The following is an 18,457-nucleotide window of genomic DNA, read 5'->3' on the forward strand; positions in this document are numbered from 1 at the left end:
AGTCGCGGGTCGGCTCCTTCGTGGTTTCGGGGTCGGTCCGGCTAGTCCGCCATACTGGTCGCCGCGCAGTTGTTCGGGCCGAGCTCCAACTCGAAGGCCGTCTCCGGGTCGGTCTCCCGCTTGCCGAGGTTCGTGGCGATGATCTCCTCGTAGTTCGCCGGGCGGGGCGGCATGTCCCGCAGGACGAACTCCACGAACGCCTCCTCGTCGCCCGCGAGATCACCCAGTCGTTCCTCGACCTCGCCGACGGTGACCGTGTAGGTCCCGTCGTCGGCCGGGTCCTCCTCGGTGCTGTAGTGGGCCGGGCAGATGCGAGTGCGGTCCGGCAGGGGGAGAATCTCGTCGCGGATCGTCCGGGAGAGTTGTCTGGCGTGGTCCTCCGCACCGGCGTCGCCAGCCTCCAGATCCGGTCGGGCGACACTCGTCCGGAAGACGGTGTCGCCGGCGAACAGCACCTCGCCGAGGTGGTAGCCGACGGTCTCGGTCGTGTGCCCCGGCAGGGCGACGGCCGTCAGGATCAGGTCGCCGACGCGGAACTCGTCGCCGTCCTCGACGAGGGTGGCGTCGTACTCCTCGGCGAAGGTCAGCCCGCGCTTCTTCGCACCCTTCGGGAGGAGTGCGCGCGCGTCGGTCGCCTCGACGACGTCCCGCAGGCCGGAGACGTGGTCGGCGTGGACGTGCGTGTCGATCACGTACTTGAGGTCGGCACCGTGGGCGTCGGCGTCGTCGACGTAGCGGTCCGCGAACGCCCGGAGGGGGTCGATCACGACCGCCTCGCCGTCGCAGACGACGAGGTAGCTGAGACAGCCACTGGAGGGGCGCTGGTACTGGACGACCGTGCCCCCCGGCGGGACCGAGAACGTCTCGGTGACCGAGAGGCGGGCCCACTCGTCCATCCCCCCAGTGAGGTTCCGGGCCTCGATTCCCTCCTCTGCCAGCAGACTGGCGACGTACGCCGACGCCTCGCCGCGTCCGCAGACGACCGTGATCGGTTCGGCGAGGTCGTCCACGAGGTCGGGAACGCCGCCCTTCACCTGCGCCTGTACGAACTTGATGTACGGGACGTGGTGGGCGTCGACGGTCGGCCCGTCGAGGTGCCACTCGTCGAACTCGTCGCGGTCCCGGACGTCGAGGAGGGTGATCTGCTCGCCGGCGCGCAGTCGGTCGTGGAGGTCGGCCGGGGAGACCGCAGACACGTCGGTAACGGGGTCGGGATAGTCAGAACTCATGGCTGACGGTACGACCTCTGACAAGAAAAATACGTCGCCCAGTTGGGGAGTCGACGGCGGCGAGACCGCCGGACACGACGGCCCGATCACCTCGCTCGCGTTCCCCGGGCAACACTCAACTGCCGGCCGGCCGTAGCCAGCGTATGGACGCTGCGAGTTTCCGCGAGTCTGTCGAGTCGGCGAAGGCGACCGAACTGAACCGACTCGGTTCACAGAAACTGCTCCTGGCGCTGACGGACGCCGAGTTGGATCGCCCGACGGTCCTGCGAGTCGCCGCCGACAGCGAGAACGCGGCACGGAACACCTTCGAGACGTGGGCGAGCGACGAGGCCGACCCGGCGGCCCGCGAAGCCTTCGCCGCGGTCGCCGAGGAGGAGACCGACCACTACGACCGCGTGCTGTCGGCGATGGACGAGGACACACGCGAGGCCTACGACCCGGCAGACGGGGGGACACTCCACTCGTACCTCCGTGGCCGGGAAGACGCCGTCGAGCGAATCGCGGCGGGACTCGTCGGTCGCGGCATCGTCGCCAGCAAGACCCACCTCCAGGTGATCAGCTTCTTCGTCAACGAACCGGACGAAGCCACGGCGAACCTCTTTCGTGAACTTCGGACCGAGACCGAGGAGCGTATCGACGAGGGACTGGCCCTACTGGCCGACCACTGCGAGACAGACGCGGACTGGGAGCGAGCGCAGGCGGTCGCGGAGTACGTCGTGCAGGTAGCGTACGACGACTACGCCGACTCGCTGGAGGGGATGGGGCTCGATCCGAAGCCGATCTGTTGACTTCGGTGGGGGGTGGAGTCACCCCGAGCAGTGCTCTCGCCCGGCGACTCGGACACGCTCGAGTGGCCGCACGCCGACTGGCCGCTCCTCCCCCCGGATCGAGTGGTCGAGAGCGTCCGTCTCTGACTACGACAGTCGCCGTTCAGTCCAGCAACTCCTCTCGGTGTTCGTCCAACAGCGGTGCGCGTGTGCCCGGTTTCGAGGGTGTCTCCGTCAACTTGATCGGACAACCAGCGACCGTCACCTCCCGGTCTGCGCCGGGTTGGTCGACCTCGACCAGCATCTCCCGTGCTCGGACGTGTGGGTCTTCGAAGATATCCGCCGTGTTCTGCACCGGGGCGCAGGGCACCCGACCGGCCAGTCGCGTCTCGATAGCCTCGCTCGACAACCCCGCCGCCCACTCTTCGATCTCGGCGCGTAGGCGCTCCCGATCCGCGAGGCGACTCTGCTGGTCCGGGTAGTCGGCTGCGAGGTCCGGGCGGTCCATCGCGGCACAGAGATCCCGCCAGTGACCGTCCGAGAAGGCCGCGATCACGACGTGACCGTCGGCCGACTCCACCGCGTCGTACGGAAAGAGGGTCGGGTGGGAGTTCCCCTGGCGGGTCGGCGACTCGCCGGTGTAGCTGTACTGGTAGACAGTTCGTTCGCACAGCGAGACGATGCTGTCGTACATCGCGGTGTCGACGTACTGCCCGCCGCCGCCCTGATCGCGGTGGTGAATCCCGGCGAGGATGCCGACCGCGTTCAGCACTGCGGTGAAGAGGTCGCCGATGCCGGGCCCGACCTTCGTGGGTGGGGCGTCTGCCTGGCCCGTGATCTCCATCACCCCGCCCAAGGCTTGTGCGATCAGATCGAAGGATGGCTGGCCCTGTCGGTCCGTCTCGCCCGTGCGTGGGTCGCCGAAGCCCCTGATCGAGGCGTAGATCAGGTCGGGATTGTGTTCCCGGAGCGTCTCGTAGCCGAGGTCGAACCGCTCCATCGTCCCAGCGCGGTAGTTCTCTACGACCACGTCCGCCGTCTCCACGAGTCGGAGGAAGTCCTCGCGGTCGTCCGGCGCACCCAGATCGAGTTCGACGCTCCGCTTCCCCCGGTTGACCGACTGGAAGTAGCCGCCGTAGGCTTCCGATTCGGGATCCTCCACGAACGGCGGATTCGGCCGGATCAGGTCGCCACCCGGTCGCTCGACCTTCACTACGTCGGCCCCGAGGTCCGCGAGCAACATCGTGCAGTACGGGCCGGCGAGGACCTGCGTCAGATCGAGGACACGCAGGTCTGACAACGCTCCCATGTCCCCACGCTGTCCCCCACTTCGCTTAAATCTTGGTGATAGATCGTGATGGTTTGGTACTGGGTCACATTGAAGGTCCTAAAACAGTATTATCATGAAAGACCATTAAGTTTATCTGTATATCACGGTTCTTCACGGCCGAATGCCGCGAACTGTCATCCTCGGTGTCATCGGGTCCGACGCGCACGTCGTCGGGATCACGATCCTCGAACAGGCGCTCGAAGCGGCGGGCTTCGACGTCGTCAACCTCGGCGTCCAGACCTCCCAGCCGGAGTTCGTCGCGGGCGCACAGGACCACGGGGCGGACGCGGTACTGGTCTCCTCGCTGTACGGGCACGCCGAGCAGGACACGCGCGGGTTCCACCACCGCCTGACACAGGCGGGGCTGGGCGACGTGACGACCTACATCGGCGGCAACCTCGCGGTCGGCCAGGACGACTTCGCGGAGACGCGCGAGACGTTCCGCGAGATGGGGTTCGACCGCGTCTTCGACGCCGAGACGGAACCCGAAGAAGCCATCGCGGCCCTCCAACAGGACTTGGAGATTCCGCTCACCGAAACCGACGCCGAAGAACCGGCGCGGGCCACACTCTGAATGACACGCGACAAGCGTCTGCCCGAGTCGGAGCTACAGCGTATCGCCTCGGACCTCCGCGACGACTGGCCGACGGCCGAAGCGGTCGAGTTCACCGAAGCGGTCGAGTACCACGGGACGCTCCCCGCCGAGAAGCGGTTCGCCGAGGTGCTCGAAACGGCCGACCGACCGCTCCTCCAGCCACGTGCCGGCGTCCCGCGCCTGCGAGACCAGATCGAGTTGCTGGAGGGCCTGCGAACCGAAGGCGGGGCCGACCTCCTGCCGACGACAATCGACTCCTACACGCGGGACAACGAGTACGCGAAGGCACAGGAGGGGCTGGAGGAGGCCCGCGAGACGGGCGAGGACACCCTCAACGGCTTTCCCGCGGTGAACCACGGCGTCGACGGCTGTCGGGAACTGATCGAGTCGGTCGGCGCGCCGGTCGAGGTGCGCCACGGAACGCCCGACGCGCGCCTGCTGGCGATGATCACCTTCGCCGGGGGCTTCCAGAGCTTCGAGGGCGGACCCATCTCGTACAACATCCCGTACACGAAGCGCCGGGACCTCGCACAGACCATCGAACAGTGGCAGTTCGTCGACCGCCTCGCCGGCCTCTACACCGAGTTCGGTGTCACGATCAACCGCGAACCGTTCGGCCCGCTCACCGGGACCTTGGTCCCGCCCTGCATCGCTATCGCGGTGATGGTCGTCGAGGGACTGCTCTCCGCCACGCAGGGCGTCAAGAGCCTCACGCTCGGCTACGGGCAGGTCGGCACCCTCGTGCAGGACGTGGCCGCGCTCCGGGCGCTCCAGTCGCTCGGCGACGAGTACCTCCCGGACGACGTGACGGTCACGACCGTCTTCCACGAGTGGATGGGCGGGTTCCCGCCGGACGAGGCCCGCGCGAACGGCGTCATCGGACTCGGGGGCGCGACCGCCGCAATCGCCAAGCCGGACAAGGTCATCACGAAGTCGCCCCAGGAGTTCCGGGGCGTCCCGACGATGGAGGCGAACGCGGCCGGTCTCCGGACCACCAGACAGCTCATCGACATGCTGCTCGAACAGGACGTGCAGATCGACGGTATCGACGCCGAACAGGAGTTCATCGAGCGCTCGACACGCGCACTGCTCGACACGATTCTCGAACGTGGTGAGGGTGACGTGGCACGCGGGACGATCCGCGCCTTCGAGACCGGTGAGTTCGACGTCCCCTTCGCCCCATCGGAGAGCGCTGCCGGGCAGGTCTTGCCGGCGCGTGACGACGACGGCCGGGTCCGCATCCTGGAGTTCGGCGACCTCGCACTGCCCGACGAGATTCGGGAGATCCACCGGACCAAACTCGACACCCGCGCAGAGACCGAGGGCAGAGAGCCGTCGTTCAAGATGGTCGCGGACGACGTGGACGCGATCAGCGAGGGCCGACTGATCGGGCGGCCCGACGGCTCGAACCCCGCTCCCTCGGGAGGTGACGACTGATGCGAATCGAGTCGATACGAGCAGTTCCCACCCTCTCGGCGTTCTTCTTCGACGACCAGCGAGCCATCGTGCAGGGGGCCGAGCGGGACGGCTTCGGCTATCGGGGCGACCCGGTGACGCCGGGGTTCGACGCGATCCGGGAACCCGGCGAGGCACTGACTGTCGAGATCGATCTGTCGGACGGGACGACCGCGACCGGCGACTGCGCCGCAGTCCAGTACTCCGGTGCCGGCGGCCGTGATCCCCGGTTCGTCCCCGACGACTATCGATCGGTGATCGAGGGCCAGATCGCAGCCGAGTTCGCGGGACGCGACCCCTACCGGTTCGGCCGGAACAGCGCCATCCTCCGCGGCATCGCGGATCCGATCACCGGCACAGACCGCCTGCACACCGCGGTCAGGTACGGCGTCTCGCAGGCACTGCTCTCCGCCGCCGCGACCGCCCGCCGGACCACGATGACGGACGTCTTGGCCGAGGAGTTCGACACCGACCCCGCGAACGAACCGGTGCCGGTGTTCGGCCAGTCGGGCGACGCCCGCCGGGTGAACGCCCGGAAGATGCTCAAGAAGCGCGTGCCGGTCCTCCCGCACGGTCTGTTCAACAGTCTCGAGAAGGTCGGCCGAGAGGGAGAGAAACTGGTCGAGTACGTCCGGTGGCTGGCGGAATCCGCCGACGAAATCGGCACCGAAGCCGGAGACACCGACAGCACCGACAGCGCCGACAGCTACGACCCGCGATTCCACGTCGACGTGTACGGCACGCTCGGCGAGCTATTCGGGCCGCCATACGACCGACCCGAGGTCGTGGACTACTTCCGCGACCTCCAGCAGGCGGCGGGTGACTACGACCTGAGCGTCGAGGGACCGATAGACGCCGGCGGCCGAGCAGAACAGATTCACGCGATGAGCGAACTGCGCGACGGACTCGGGGACGCGGGGATCGGCGTCGACCTCGTCGCCGACGAGTGGTGTAACACCCTGTCGGACGTGCGGGCGTTCGTCGATGCCGGCGCGGCCGACTTCGTGCAGGTCAAGACGCCCGACCTCGGCGGGATCGGCCGGAGCGCGGAGGCGGTGCTTGCCTGTCGCGGGACCGACACGCGGGCGTACCTCGGCGGGACCTGCAACGAGACGGACACCTCGGCGCGGGCCTGCGCGCACGTCGCGCTGGCGACGGACGCCGGACAACTCTTGGCGAAGCCCGGCATGGGGTTCGACGAGGGGTTCATGATCGTCACCAACGAGATGCGCCGGACGCTCGCCAGACGCCGACACGCGCGGGGAGACAGTCGGTCGACCGAGACCGACCCGGAGGCGACCGCCGATGACTGACGACCGGGGACCGCGACCCGGTGACGGCCCGGTGATTCCGGACCCGACCGACCCCGACACGTTCGCCACGGCCTACCGCCGCGCCACAGTCCGGGAGAAGGGCAACTACTTCGAGGACTTCCACGAGGGCCAGACGATCCGACACGCTCCCGGTTTGCGACTCACCCGCGACGGCGCGGAACTGTGGACCAGCCAGACGCTGAACCACGACCCGGCCTACTGGCGGACCGACGCCGCCCGCGAGCGCGGCTTCGACGAACCCCCGATCCACCCCGACTACCTGCTGGCCTGCACGATGGGACCGAGCGTCGAGGATTTGTCCGAAAAGGGCGGCTATTTCCTCGGGCGAACCGACGTGACCTTCGGCACCGACGCGGTGTACGCCGGGACCGACCTCCGGGTCGAGTCGGCGGTGGTCGACACTAGGACCTCGTCGTCCCGCCCGAACTACGGCATCGTCACGTGGGAGACGACGAACTACGACGCCGATACCGACGAGAAACTCTGTGGCTACCGCCGGACGAACATGGTCCCGCGCCGGGAGCCTGCGACCGGCGCGGGCGAGGAGGGCGACATCTCGAAGCAGTCCACCGACGACACGACCGACGAATCCACCGACGACGACACGACCGATCGATCCGAGTCGGCGACGAGCGCGAGCGAGGAGCCGACGAGGACGGGGGACGGTGCGACCGGCGACCGAGTACCCTTCCTCGTGCCCGACGGGCCGTACTTCGAGGACTTCCGGGACGCACTCGACCGCGCCGACGACCGGAACCGAATCGTCGCCTATCGCCACGAACACGGGCGGACGATGGACGACACGCTCGTCTCGGTGCTGCCACTGCGAACACTCAACACCGCCCGCCAGCACCACGACGCGAACGCGATGGCCGACGCGCCTTCGGGTGACGTGGTGGCGTACGGTGACGTGACACGCTCCATCGCGCTCGGGCACGCGCGGTCCGACGAAGCGACCTACCGCGAAGTCGGCTCCCGCGACGAGACGTTCCACGAGTTCGTCACACTCGGCGACACGGTCTACGGCTTCACACGTGTCCTCGACGCGACCGAGGACGGGGCGTTTCCCGGAGAGTCGGCGGTCGGCACCGTCGAGTTCGAACACGTCGCCGTCAACCAGCACGACCGGCCGCTGTACTCCGGCCACAGAACCGCCGCGATCCGCAGACGAGACGCCTGAATACCCGAAGCTACACTCACATGACGACACGACTCTGCAGGACGTTCCAGACCGCACCGGCCGCCGTGCCCCGCGAGAACACGGCGAAGTATCTCGACTCCGGCCTCGACGCCACCGGCTTCGCCAAACCGGACTGGCTCGTGCCGGACATCGAAGACGGCACGGCCCCGGACATGAAGAGCGAGGCGGTCGAGAACGTGATCGACCGTCTGCCCGAGACCGACTTCGCCGGAGAGGTGTGGCCCCGCGTCCAGTGGGGGTACGACAGCCCCGCGTTCCGCGAGGCCGGCACCGAACAGATCGACACGCTGGTCCGCGAGGTCGGCGACGAGATAGACGGACTGGTGATCCCGAAAGTCGGCAGACTGCCGGACGTGGAGCGTGTCGCGGAGATCGTCGCCGAGAGCGAGGCGACCTACGGTTACCCCACTGGATCGGTCGAGATCGCCCTGATCGTGGAGACGCCCGGTGCGAAGTCAGATCTGCGGGAGATCGCGGCGCTCGGTCGAGGCCCCGACTTGGAGCCGTCGAGAGACGATTCGGCCGCCCCGGAGACGACGCCCGACGATCCAGAGCCGACAGCCGACGACCGCCTCGACAGACTCGCGGGGCTGATCTTCGGCCCGGTTGACTACACCGCCGAACTCGGCGGGCGTGAGATCGCGGGCGAGCGCCCGGCGTGGGAGAGTCTGCTCGTGGACCTGTCGAACGAGGCGAGTGCGAACGACATCCTCTCGGTCGGCGGGCCCTTCGACCGACTGTTCGGTGAGCGTGCTGGCGTCCGGTTCTACAACGGTGACGCCTACGCCGAGCAAGTTACGCGCGAGGCGCGGGTCGGCCTCGACGGGAGTTGGTCGCTCCACCCCAAACAGACCGTGCAGGCGAACCGCATCCACACGCCGAGTCCCGAGGAACTGGCCCGCGACGTGGACCGCATCGAGCGGTTCCAGTCGGCCCGCGCCGAGGGCACCGGCGCGGTCACGGTCGACGGGACGATGATCGACGAGGCGACCTACCGGAACTTCGCCAACACGGTCGAGACGGTGACGTCGATCCACGAACGAGCGCCCGCCCAACCCGAGGAACTGTACGACGAGGCTCTGCTCGCGCGGGCGCTGGACCTCGACACCGGCTACTGACGCGCCACCGACGCGGTCGTCGCTGGCACTTCCTCAGTCCTCCAGCACTCGTTTCGTCTCGCGGTGGCGACCCCGGAACATCGGCTCGAAGCCGACGACCGCGAGGGGCCCGACCGCGTCACCGAGTGGACCGAGCGGCAGGCGGTAGGAGACGCGATCCGAGACGATCGTCTCGTCGCCGTCGGCGAAGAAGCGGTGCGTGTGGACCCAGCGCCGGAACGGACCGCCCTCCATCACGTCGCGGAACATCGCCGCACCGGGCGACTCCTCGCGGTCGGTGATCCGGGAGGTCCACCGCTGGCGCGGCCCGACACCGAAGGGTCGCATCGACATCGTGATCGCCGACCCGGCTTCCAGAATCTCGGGGTCTCGCTCGCCGTCCGGACCGACGACCTCCTCGACGGCGAGGTGCATGAACTCGGGTGTCAGCGCCTCCAGTCCGGACACCTTGGAGTGGAACGACCAGACCTCGTCGAAGGGTGCGCGAACCCGCGTCTCCCGCTGGTACACTGGCATCGCTCCTCGTTGGTACCGGCGGGACAAAAGCCCGTCCGTCGCTGTCGCGGTGGCGTCTGCAGTCGAGCGGTAGTCCCCACGTCACCGCAGTCCCGAACCGAACGGTCGCCGCCTCGATCACACCAGTCGTTTCAGGAACCGCCAGATCGAGTCCTGCACCACGTCGGGCAGGAACCGGCCGAGCACCGCGATCTGTGCCACGGTCCCGCTCGGATACCGGGCCGGGGGCTTCGTCGAACTCGCCGCGTCGAGGATGTCCTCTGCGACGCGCGCCGGGGAGATTGCACCCGGGCCGCCGCCACCGAGAGCCTCGCTGTCCTCGAACAGACTGTAGAGGCTCTCGTACGCACCGGAGCGTTCCAGTTCGTCCAACTGGTCGTCCGCGCGGTCGGTGAACTGCGTCTCGACCGGCCCCGGTTCGACGAGTACCGCGTCGATGCCGTACTCCGACACCTCGTTTCTGAGCGCGTCGGTCATCGCTTCGAGGGCGAACTTCGACCCGCAGTACGCGCCGCTTCCGGGGAACGCGATCCGACCCGCGACCGAGGAGACGTTGACGATGGTCCCGGACTCCTGTTCGCGCATGTGCGGCAGGACCGCCCGCGTCAGGCGGTGTGGCCCGTTGACGTTCACCTCGAACTGCCGGTCGAGGACCTCGGTCGGGACGTCCTCGGTCGGGCCGAACTGCGCGTAGCCCGCGTTGTTCACGAGGCAGTCGAGTTTCCCCTCCTCGTCGACGATGCGGTCCACGACGCGCTCCACGTCGCCCTGATCGGTCACGTCGAGCGTGGCGAGTTCACAGCCAGCCTCGCCGAGCGTCTCGATGTCGGCTGGGTTGCGAGCCGTCGCGTAGACGATCCAGTCCTCGTCGAGGAAGGCGCGCGCCGTCGCACGGCCGATCCCGGACGAACAGCCGGTGATGAGGACGGTGTCGGGTTTCACACCGGGACGACGATGGGGCGGCACGTAAATCCCGACGGTCCGTCACGTCCACAGCACAGGCACGCAGTGTCGCACGCCGTCTCGCTCACCCTCTCACTCGCCCAGTCGCCTACTCGCCTACTCGCTCACTCTCTCACTCACTCAGGTCCCGCTTCACTTCGTCGGCGTAGGCGTCCGCGAGTCGCGTCGGCTCCGGGAGTTTGTACTTGCCGCCGACGGCCGCGACGAGTTCCACCGTCGTCTCCGCCGAGACACGGTGGCCGGGACTGACGTACAGCGGGTTGATCGTCCGGTTCGTGTCGTACTGCCGGGACTGGTAGGCGTGTCCGATCACGGTGCCGGGGTCGGCGTTCACGTCGGCGTCCGCGTGGATCGGCGTCCGCCACCCCGCCGGTCGGTCGGTCACCGACTCGGCCGGCGTCCCGCACAGCAGGTTCTTCGCCACCCCGACGCTCGGCGTGTCGAACACGACGCCCATGTGCGTCGCCAGTCCGGCCTGCCGGTAGTGGATGCGGCCACTCCCGTCGAAGACGAGCAGGTCCGGATCGCGCTCGACCGCCGACAGTGCGTCGATGATCGGCCCACCCTCGCGGAAGGACAGCAGACCGGGGATGTACGGCGTCGACAGTTCGGTGACGGCGTAGACCCGATCCACGACCGTACTCCCGCGCAGGAGCACCACCGCGCTGACGGCGTGGTCGTCCAGAAACGCCTGATCCACGCCGGCGATCAGCGGCCGCTCGCTGTCGGAGGCCGCACCGATCCCACCCGACTCGGTGTCGTCGTCACCAGCGTCCGGACCGCCGGTCGACAGCGTCTCGTTCACGCCCGTCACGGTCTCCGGCGGCACGTGGTTCGCCGTCACGTCTGTCGGAGCGAAGTCGAACGAATCGGTGAACTCGGCCGCGTCGGCGACGTCGTGTTGGAGTGCCTCCATCTCGTCGCGGCTCAGGTCGGGGTCGGGGGCGAACTCGGGACGAACCGGCTCCATCAGAACGGCCCTCGGCCGCCGCCGCGCTGGTTGCCGAATCGGAGGTTCTCGGGCGCACGGGCTTCGCCTTTCACACGCTCGCCGTAGACGAGTCCGATCACCAGCCCCCCGAGATGGGCGAAGTGCGCGACCCCACCACCGCCCAGCGAGCCGACACCGCCGAGGTAGCCGAGTCCGGCGAGCACGCTGAACCCGGCAAAGCCGATGGTCAGCACCCACAGCGGCATCGGGATGATGAAGTAGAGGTAGACGCGCATCCCCGGATTCAGGACGGTGAGTACGCCCATCAGGGCCATGATCGCCCCACTCGCGCCGAGGACGCCCGGCACGAACTCGCCGAGGGCGGCCCCGACGCCGAGTTGGGCGAAGCCGGCGAACGCGCCCGCGACGAGAAACAGCGCGGCGAAGCGCTTCGAGCCGAGTCGGCGCTCGACGACCGGCCCGAAGAAGTACAGCACGATGCTGTTGATCCCGATGTGGACGAAGCCCCCGTGCGAGAAGATGGACGTGAGCCACGTCCACGCGTACGCCGGCGTGGGGTTCTGCGGCGAGAGGACGAAGACGGTGTTCCAGAGTCCGGAGGTGGGCTGAGCGCCCAGCAGGAACGGGAAGACGAAGTACTGCAGGAGGAAGGTGATCCACATCAGTCCGAGGAACAGGAACGTCACGTTGCCCCGGAAGTAGCCCATCACGCCGCCGGTGCCGGTGATCCGGTCGGTGAGGCTCCCGCCGCCGCCCCGGTTGTCCACGCTGTCGTCGAAGCCGCTGTCGAAGACGCCGGAGGGGTCGTTCCACTGGTTCAGCCCCGGACACTCGTGGTTCTCCGGGAGGCGGTGCTCGGCACAGAACGTGTTGCCGCACCGCCGACACTGGTACGGCAGTTCCTCGTGACTGCCGCACACGTCGCATTCGGCCATTGGTTCAGTTTGGGCCTTGACCGCCTAAAGGGGTTTGGCTCGGGGGTGCGTACCACGTCTCACCGCAGTCGACGTGTTCTGTGGATTTACCGGTTCTGAGGAGGCCCCCCGGCGGCGGAAACCCCTTCGGGTGGCTGTCGTTTCCACCGGTCGGCGCGTGGTGGGACCCCGGCCGTCGCAGTACGCCCCACACCTCCCCGACTGCCGACGGCCCGGACTGCGAGCAGGTCACTCGCTGTCGCTCGGACACTGCTCGGAGTCGGACGTCGGCAGATCGCGTCCACACCGGGGTCCGGGGTGTCGCGGCGTGGTCGTGGGTGCCGCGGTCGTCGCCGTCGTGTACTCGTGGTTGTCGTCTGTTCGTGGTCGCCGCGTCCGTGGTTGCCGCAGGTTCGCGGTCGGGACGTGTTCGCGGTCGCGGGGGGCCGCACCGACCGGGACGACCGAGATAGGGAGGTTTCAAGTCCGGCCACACGGAAGCGTCGGGTATGAACGCAGGGGACCGCGTCCGCGTCGAACGCGGGGACGTGACCAACGAGGGCGTACTGTTACCCTCCACGACGGCCGACCACCTCGTCGTCAAACTCGACGGGGGGTACAACGTCGGCATCGACCGGGCCGACGCCGACGTGGAGATTCTCGAGTCCGACGTGTACGACGTGGGCGGCGAGGACGGCGAGGACACGAGAAGCGAGATCGACTTCGACGACGACCTGCCGACCATCGCGCTCATCTCCACCGGCGGCACCATCGCCTCCACCGTGGACTACCGCACCGGCGCGGTCACGGCGCAGTTCGACGCCGAGGACGTGCTCCGGGCGGTCCCGGACCTCGCGGGCCGGGCGAACTACCGGGGTCGCGTCGTCGCCAACATCCTCTCGGAGAACATGGACCCCGACATCTGGCAGGACCTCGCACGGGCGGTCTCCGAGGAGATCGAGGCCGGCGCGGACGGCGTGGTCGTGATGCACGGCACCGACACGATGCAGTACAGCGCCTCCGCGCTGTCGATGATGCTCGACACGCCGGTTCCCATCGTCTTCACCGGGAGCCAGCGCTCTGCCGACCGCCCCTCCTCGGACAACGTGATGAACGCGGTCTGTGCGGTGGAAGCCGCGAAGGCCGACGCCGCCGAGGTGATGCTCTGTATGCACGGCTCCGAGAGCGACGACTACTGTTCGCTCCACCGGGGTACCCGCGTCCGGAAGAACCACACCTCCCGCCGGAACGCCTTCGAGACGGTCGGTGCCGAACCGCTCGGCCGCGTGGACTACGACACCGAGGACGTCTCCTTCCGGCGCGAATACGCCGAACGCGGCGCGGCCGACCTGGCGATCCACCCGGACCTCGCAGACGACGTGGAACTCGTGAAGTTCACGCCGGGGATGGACCCAGCCGCGCTGGACTACCTCGACGGGAAGTCCGGCGTCGTCATCGAGGGGACCGGGCTCGGCCACGTCCACACGGACCTCATCCCGCGCTTCGCCGAACTCGTCGAGGACGGGACGACGGTCGTCATGACCAGTCAGTGTCTCGAAGGGCGGGTCTGTGACCGGGTGTACGACACCGGTCGGGATCTGCTAGAGGCCGGTGTCGTGGAGGCGGGCGACACCCTCCCGGAGACGGCGAAGGTGAAGCTGATGTGGGTGCTGGCGAACACCGACGCCCCCGCCGAGGCGATGGGCGAGGACCTCGTCGGCGAACTCCAGTCGCGGTCGGTGCCGTGGACCTGAGATGAGCGACGCCGACGACCCGTCCGGCGACACGGCGGAGATCACGGTCCGTCAGGCAACGCCGGACGACTACGAGGCGGTCGCCGGCTTCACCCGGCACACGTGGCAGGAGCGCGGCGTCAGCGACTACATCCCGGACATCTACCACGAGTGGATCGCGGGCGACGGCCCGACCCAGCGCACCTTCGTCCTCGACGCCGGCGACGACCTCGCGGGCATCTGTCAGGGCGTCCTGCTCTCCGAGCACGAGGCGTGGGCACAGGGGATGCGCGTCAACACCGACTTCCGGGGGCAGGGCGTCTCGCTGGACCTCTCCCGGGCGCTGTTCGACTGGGCGCGCGAGCAGGGGGCGACGGTCTGCCGGAACATGGTGTTCTCGTGGAACGTCGCCGGTCTCGGCCAGTCTCGCGCCGCCGGCTTCGGTCCCGGCACGGAGTTCCGGTGGGCACAGCCGACGCCCGACCCGGACGCCGACCCCGCCCTGCAGATCACGACCGAAGCCGACGCCGGGTGGGCGTTCTGGTCGGGGAGCGACGCACGGAGCCACCTGCGCGGACTCGCGCTGGACGACGAGGAGACGTGGGCGCTGTCGGAACTCACCCGCGAGCGACTCCACGCGGCGGCCGACGACGACCGCCTGTTCGTCGTACAAGACGGGGGGACGCGCGGACTCTCCTACCGCAACCGGACCTACGAACGCGAACAGGAGACCGACGAGGGGACGGAGACGCTCACGTGGGCGGAGTACGCGGTCGGCGCGTGGGCCGATCCGGAGGCGGCACGAGCACTCTACCGGGCGGTCGCGCGGGACGCGGCCGAAGTCGGTGCCGACCGGACCCGAGTCCTGATCCCCGAAGGTGTCCGGTGGGTCTCGGACACGGCCGTCTCGCGGGTCGGCGTCTCGGAGGAACCGGACTTCGTGATGCAGGCCGATCTGACCGATCCGGCGGTCGCCGACAACTGACGGATCGGGCGGAGGTCGCGAGTCACTCTTCTGCGGGCGATCCGCGCAGGTGCCGGTAGACCGGTCCGGCGAGCAGCAGTGCTCCGACGAGTCCGACCGCGACGAGCAGTCGCAGGTCGACGACACCGGCCAGCGAGTCGGCGGTCAGCGCCTCCATCGAGTCGCCCGCGAGCACGCCCGCGACGGCCCACGGGAGTTCGCCGATAGCGGTCCCGACGACGAACGTCGGGAGCGAGACGCCGGCGACGCCGGCCCCGGCAGACACCACGTCGGAGGGGGCCGGTGCGAGGCGACTGGCAGTCACGCCGCGGACACCGCCGGTCGCGTCGACCGCCCGGCGGCCCGCGTCGGCGAGTCGACTCTCTGCACCCACGGAGCGAGCGAAGAGGAACGTCGGGACGCTGGAGACGACGATCAACAGGAGTGCGAAGGGGAGGCCGGCGGGACCGAAGGCGTAGCCCACGGCGACCGCGAGCAGGGTCGTCGGCCATGCGAGCAGTGGGCGGACCACGGCGACTGCGAGGAGCGCCCCGGCGAACAGCAGTGGCTCGGCGGTGAGCGCGTCGAGTCTGTCGAGGGCGACAGCCGGACCGACGAGAAGTGCGAGGGCGACGACACAGGCCGGCACGACGAGTCCGAGCGCGAGCCGGTGTCGTCGACGCATGGCGACTGCTGGGAGGACGTCGGGGATACGTCTTGTGATCGTTCGGGACCGGGCAGGCTCCGAGCGGGGGCGTGTCTCGCTCTCGGAGGGACCACCAGATCGAAACGCCTTATCGCCGACCACCGCAACGCAGTCTATGAACTACCTCCCGTGGGCACTGCTCGCGCTGGCCGCCTACACACTCGTCGCGCCGCTGATGAGTATCGCCACGACCGGGGACGTGAAGATTCCGAGCAACGTCGCCGCGCTGATCTCGAACAGCATGCTCGTCGTCGCCACACTCGCCGTCATCCTCTACACCGGGCAGGACGCCGGGGCGTACCTCACCCACCCGAAGGCGAAGTACGTCTACGTCGCCGGCATCTGCCTCGCGGTCGGCATCCTCGCGTACTACCGGGCGCTGTCGCTCGGTCCCGTCAGCGTCGTCGCCCCCGTCTTCGGGATGTTCCTCGTCACCAGTTCCGCACTCGGTATCGTCTTCCTGAACGAGAGTCTGACCGCCAGAAAAGCCGCCGGCATCGGTCTCGCTATCGTCGCCGTCTACCTCGTCTCGGTGGAGTGAGCGCCGGTCGCCCCCGCCGGACACACACCTTCTCCCGGTCGAAACATCGCCTCTGGAAGCGGTTACTCAGGAAGTTGTAGTTACTCGGGGTGGATCCGGGCGAATTCTTTTGCTCCCGTGCGTGTCAGTATCACACGCACCATGCAAGCCGCGAGACTCCACGCGTACACCGACGACATGAGCGAGGCACTGCGCATCGACGAGATCGACCGTCCCGAGATCACACGCTCCGACGGCATCGTCGTCGAAGTCCAGGGGGCGGGGTGGTGTCAGACGGACAACCACATCGTCGAGGGGATGTGGACCGACTACGTCGAGCAGACACTGCCGATGACACTCGGCCACGAGAACGCGGGCGTCGTCGCCGAGACCGGCCCGGAGGTCCACACCGTCTCCGAGGGCGATCAGGTGATCTGTCACCCGGTGATGACCTGCGGCACCTGCCGCCCCTGCCGACTCGGCGAGGACATGTACTGTGAGAACCTCGACTTCCCCGGCCTGACGACCGACGGCGGCTTCGCCGAGTACCTGCTCACGAGCGAGCGTGCCGTCATCCCGCTCCCAGACGACGTAGACCCGATCGACATCGCGCCGCACGCCGACGCCGGGATCACCGCCTATCACGCCAGCAAGAAGGCCGTCGCGGAACTGAACCCCGGCGACACGGCGGTCGTCATCGGCGTCGGCGGACTCGGCCACATCGGCCTCCAGTGTCTCCGGGCCGACAGCGCCGCCGACATCGTGGCGGTGGACGTGAAAGACGCCGCCCTGGATCTGGCCGAGGACCTCGGTGCCGACTACACCGTCAACTCCGCGACCGACGACGTGGCGGCGGAGATCGCGGACTACACCGACGAGGTGGGTGCCCAGCAGGTCGTAGACTTCGTCGGCCGGGACGACACCACCGCGCTCGCGCCGGACATCGTGGCGGCCGGCGGCGACCACCACATCGTCGGCTACGGCGGCCACATCCACGAGCCGTCTCAATCGCTCGTGGACGGCGAGTTCTCCTACCGGGGGACGCTGGTCGGCAAGTACAGCGAACTCCAGGAACTCGTCGCACTCGTGGAGCGTGGCGACGTCGACCTACTCACCTCCCGGTACACGCTGGACCAGATCAACGAGGTCGCAGAGAGACTGGAACACGGCGAGATCGAGGGGCGCGCGGTCATCACGCCCTGACCGCTCCGCTCGTCTTCGTCGACTACCAGTCCCGTCGCTACCCTCTCAGAGGTCGTCCCAGTAGTCCGGTTCGTTCCCCTCTCGCCACTTGATCGAACAGCCACGCGAGGCGTGCCAGTCCAGAGCGACCGACTCGCCCGCGAGGACGCTGTCGATGGCCCGCCGCATCTCGAAGCCCGGTTCGCCCGAAGGGTCGGCGTCGGGGTTCAGCGCGTCGTCCAGTCGACCGTGGTAGGCCAGTCGGAACGTCCCGTCGTCGTTGCGGAACAGGAACGGGTCGGGCGTGCAGACCGCACCGTAGGCGGCCGCGACCGACTGCGACTCGTCGCGGAGGTACGCGTCGAACGCGATCCGGCCGGACTCGACGTACTCCCGCATCTTCTCGCCGGAGTCGTCGGGGTACTGCTCGGCGTCGTTCGGGTTGATGCCGACGACCGCCACGTCGTCGTAGTCGGCGGCGATCGCGTTCAGCGCACCCTCTTTGGCCTTCGCGTAGGGACAGTGGTTACAGGTGAAGACGATCAACAGGGCGTCGTTGTCGGCGAAACTGTCGAGTGTGTACGTCTCGCCGTCGGTGCCCGGGAGTTCGAAACTCGGTGCCTCCTCGTTCTCGTCGACGATCCGGAGACTCTCTGCGGCTACCATACGTCCACGTAGGCACGCCTCCCTCTAAGGTTCTGCTCTCTCGGCGGAGAATCGGCTCCGTTCGGATTCCAGTCGGGGCGGAAAGCGTCGAGGACGGAAGGCTTGGGGCGGAAGGGTCGAGGCGGACGCTACTCGGCTCGGTCTACGTCGATCTGTTCCCGGAGGGCTTCGAGTTCGTCGGACTCTGCGAGGGCTTCGACGCGCTCGCGGAAGTGTTCTTCACAGAGACCGACTTTGATGCCGTCTTTCTCGGCGGCGTAGGCGGCATCGCGCTCGCAGTAGTGACAGCGCATACTCGGACGTAGGGTCCCG

19 protein-coding genes are annotated in these 18,457 nt (G+C 68.3%); 10 read left to right on the top strand and 9 right to left on the bottom strand.

The features are described from left to right. Positions 1-41: 41 nt before the first annotated feature. Entirely contained in the window at positions 42-1,229 is a 1,188-nt protein-coding gene (locus LI337_RS01865) for an MBL fold metallo-hydrolase (RefSeq protein WP_227228016.1), read from the bottom strand. 143 nt (positions 1,230-1,372) lie between these two features. On the opposite strand from LI337_RS01865, the gene LI337_RS01870 reads away from it, so the two are divergent. Further along, a complete protein-coding gene (locus tag LI337_RS01870) occupies positions 1,373-2,017 on the top strand; it encodes a rubrerythrin family protein (protein ID WP_227228017.1) in 645 nt (214 codons plus the stop codon). Positions 2,018-2,159: 142 nt separating this feature from the next. Here the strand turns inward: LI337_RS01870 and mct are convergent, their stop codons facing one another. After that, positions 2,160-3,305, bottom strand: coding sequence for a succinyl-CoA:mesaconate CoA-transferase (gene mct / locus LI337_RS01875; protein ID WP_227228018.1), 1,146 nt, complete (start codon positions 3,303-3,305; stop codon positions 2,160-2,162). Positions 3,306-3,447: 142 nt separating this feature from the next. Between mct and glmS the strand changes: the two genes are divergently transcribed. Genes glmS through LI337_RS01900 form a run of 5 tightly spaced genes read left to right on the top strand, consistent with a single transcriptional unit; the run spans position 3,448 to position 9,029 of the window. Next, positions 3,448-3,900 (top strand): methylaspartate mutase subunit S, encoded by a 453-nt coding sequence (glmS, locus tag LI337_RS01880; protein ID WP_227228019.1) that lies wholly within the window; start codon positions 3,448-3,450, stop codon positions 3,898-3,900. Continuing rightward, positions 3,901-5,358: a methylaspartate mutase subunit E gene (locus LI337_RS01885; RefSeq protein WP_227228020.1), complete on the top strand. Its 1,458-nt coding sequence runs from the start codon at positions 3,901-3,903 to the stop codon at positions 5,356-5,358. After that, positions 5,358-6,689 carry a methylaspartate ammonia-lyase gene (locus LI337_RS01890; RefSeq protein ID WP_227228021.1) on the top strand — a complete coding sequence of 444 codons (1,332 nt, stop codon included), beginning with the start codon at positions 5,358-5,360 and terminating at the stop codon, positions 6,687-6,689. The genes LI337_RS01885 and LI337_RS01890 overlap by 1 nt, the downstream gene beginning before the upstream one ends. Then, on the top strand, positions 6,682-7,890 hold the full coding sequence (mch, locus tag LI337_RS01895) for a 2-methylfumaryl-CoA hydratase (protein ID WP_227228022.1): 1,209 nt from the start codon (positions 6,682-6,684) through the stop codon (positions 7,888-7,890). Before LI337_RS01890 ends, mch begins: the two co-directional genes overlap by 8 nt. Before the next feature lie 20 nt (positions 7,891-7,910). Further along, on the top strand, positions 7,911-9,029 hold the full coding sequence (locus LI337_RS01900; RefSeq protein WP_227228023.1) for an aldolase/citrate lyase family protein: 1,119 nt from the start codon (positions 7,911-7,913) through the stop codon (positions 9,027-9,029). Positions 9,030-9,062: 33 nt separating this feature from the next. Here the strand turns inward: LI337_RS01900 and LI337_RS01905 are convergent, their stop codons facing one another. The 4 genes from LI337_RS01905 to LI337_RS01920 all read right to left on the bottom strand — a co-directional run bounded on the left by LI337_RS01905 (position 9,063) and on the right by LI337_RS01920 (position 12,395). Continuing rightward, a complete protein-coding gene (locus LI337_RS01905) occupies positions 9,063-9,545 on the bottom strand; it encodes an SRPBCC family protein (RefSeq protein ID WP_227228024.1) in 483 nt (160 codons plus the stop codon). A gap of 117 nt (positions 9,546-9,662) precedes the next feature. Further along, entirely contained in the window at positions 9,663-10,487 is an 825-nt protein-coding gene (locus LI337_RS01910; RefSeq protein WP_227228025.1) for an SDR family oxidoreductase, read from the bottom strand. A 133-nt stretch (positions 10,488-10,620) separates the two neighbouring features. Beyond that, positions 10,621-11,478: an endonuclease V gene (locus tag LI337_RS01915; RefSeq protein WP_227228026.1), complete on the bottom strand. Its 858-nt coding sequence runs from the start codon at positions 11,476-11,478 to the stop codon at positions 10,621-10,623. After that, the gene (locus tag LI337_RS01920; RefSeq protein WP_227228027.1) at positions 11,478-12,395 is read right to left on the bottom strand and encodes a rhomboid family intramembrane serine protease; all 918 of its coding nucleotides are present in this window, start codon (positions 12,393-12,395) and stop codon (positions 11,478-11,480) included. Before LI337_RS01920 ends, LI337_RS01915 begins: the two co-directional genes overlap by 1 nt. 488 nt (positions 12,396-12,883) lie before the next feature. Here LI337_RS01920 and gatD point away from each other — a divergent pair, with 488 nt between their 5' ends. After that, positions 12,884-14,128, top strand: a complete 1,245-nt coding sequence (gene gatD / locus LI337_RS01925) for a Glu-tRNA(Gln) amidotransferase subunit GatD (RefSeq protein ID WP_227228028.1) — start codon at positions 12,884-12,886, stop codon at positions 14,126-14,128. A 1-nt stretch (position 14,129) separates the two neighbouring features. Next, entirely contained in the window at positions 14,130-15,092 is a 963-nt protein-coding gene (locus LI337_RS01930) for a GNAT family N-acetyltransferase (protein ID WP_227228029.1), read from the top strand. A 22-nt stretch (positions 15,093-15,114) separates the two neighbouring features. On the opposite strand, the gene LI337_RS01935 is transcribed toward LI337_RS01930, so the two are convergent. Continuing rightward, entirely contained in the window at positions 15,115-15,756 is a 642-nt protein-coding gene (locus tag LI337_RS01935) for a TVP38/TMEM64 family protein (protein ID WP_227228030.1), read from the bottom strand. A gap of 136 nt (positions 15,757-15,892) precedes the next feature. Between LI337_RS01935 and LI337_RS01940 the strand changes: the two genes are divergently transcribed. After that, positions 15,893-16,318, top strand: coding sequence for an EamA family transporter (locus tag LI337_RS01940; RefSeq protein WP_227228031.1), 426 nt, complete (start codon positions 15,893-15,895; stop codon positions 16,316-16,318). Positions 16,319-16,459: 141 nt separating this feature from the next. Then, the gene (locus tag LI337_RS01945) at positions 16,460-17,500 is read left to right on the top strand and encodes an NAD(P)-dependent alcohol dehydrogenase (protein WP_227228032.1); all 1,041 of its coding nucleotides are present in this window, start codon (positions 16,460-16,462) and stop codon (positions 17,498-17,500) included. A 45-nt stretch (positions 17,501-17,545) separates the two neighbouring features. Here the strand turns inward: LI337_RS01945 and LI337_RS01950 are convergent, their stop codons facing one another. After that, positions 17,546-18,145 (bottom strand): thioredoxin family protein, encoded by a 600-nt coding sequence (locus tag LI337_RS01950; protein WP_227228033.1) that lies wholly within the window; start codon positions 18,143-18,145, stop codon positions 17,546-17,548. Positions 18,146-18,273: 128 nt separating this feature from the next. Beyond that, positions 18,274-18,438, bottom strand: coding sequence for a DUF6757 family protein (locus tag LI337_RS01955; RefSeq protein WP_227228034.1), 165 nt, complete (start codon positions 18,436-18,438; stop codon positions 18,274-18,276). Between the last annotated feature and the right edge of the window lie 19 nt (positions 18,439-18,457).

It is taken from the genome of Salinirubrum litoreum (assembly GCF_020567425.1).
GTDB classification, from domain to species: Archaea; Halobacteriota; Halobacteria; order Halobacteriales; family Haloferacaceae; genus Salinirubrum; species Salinirubrum litoreum.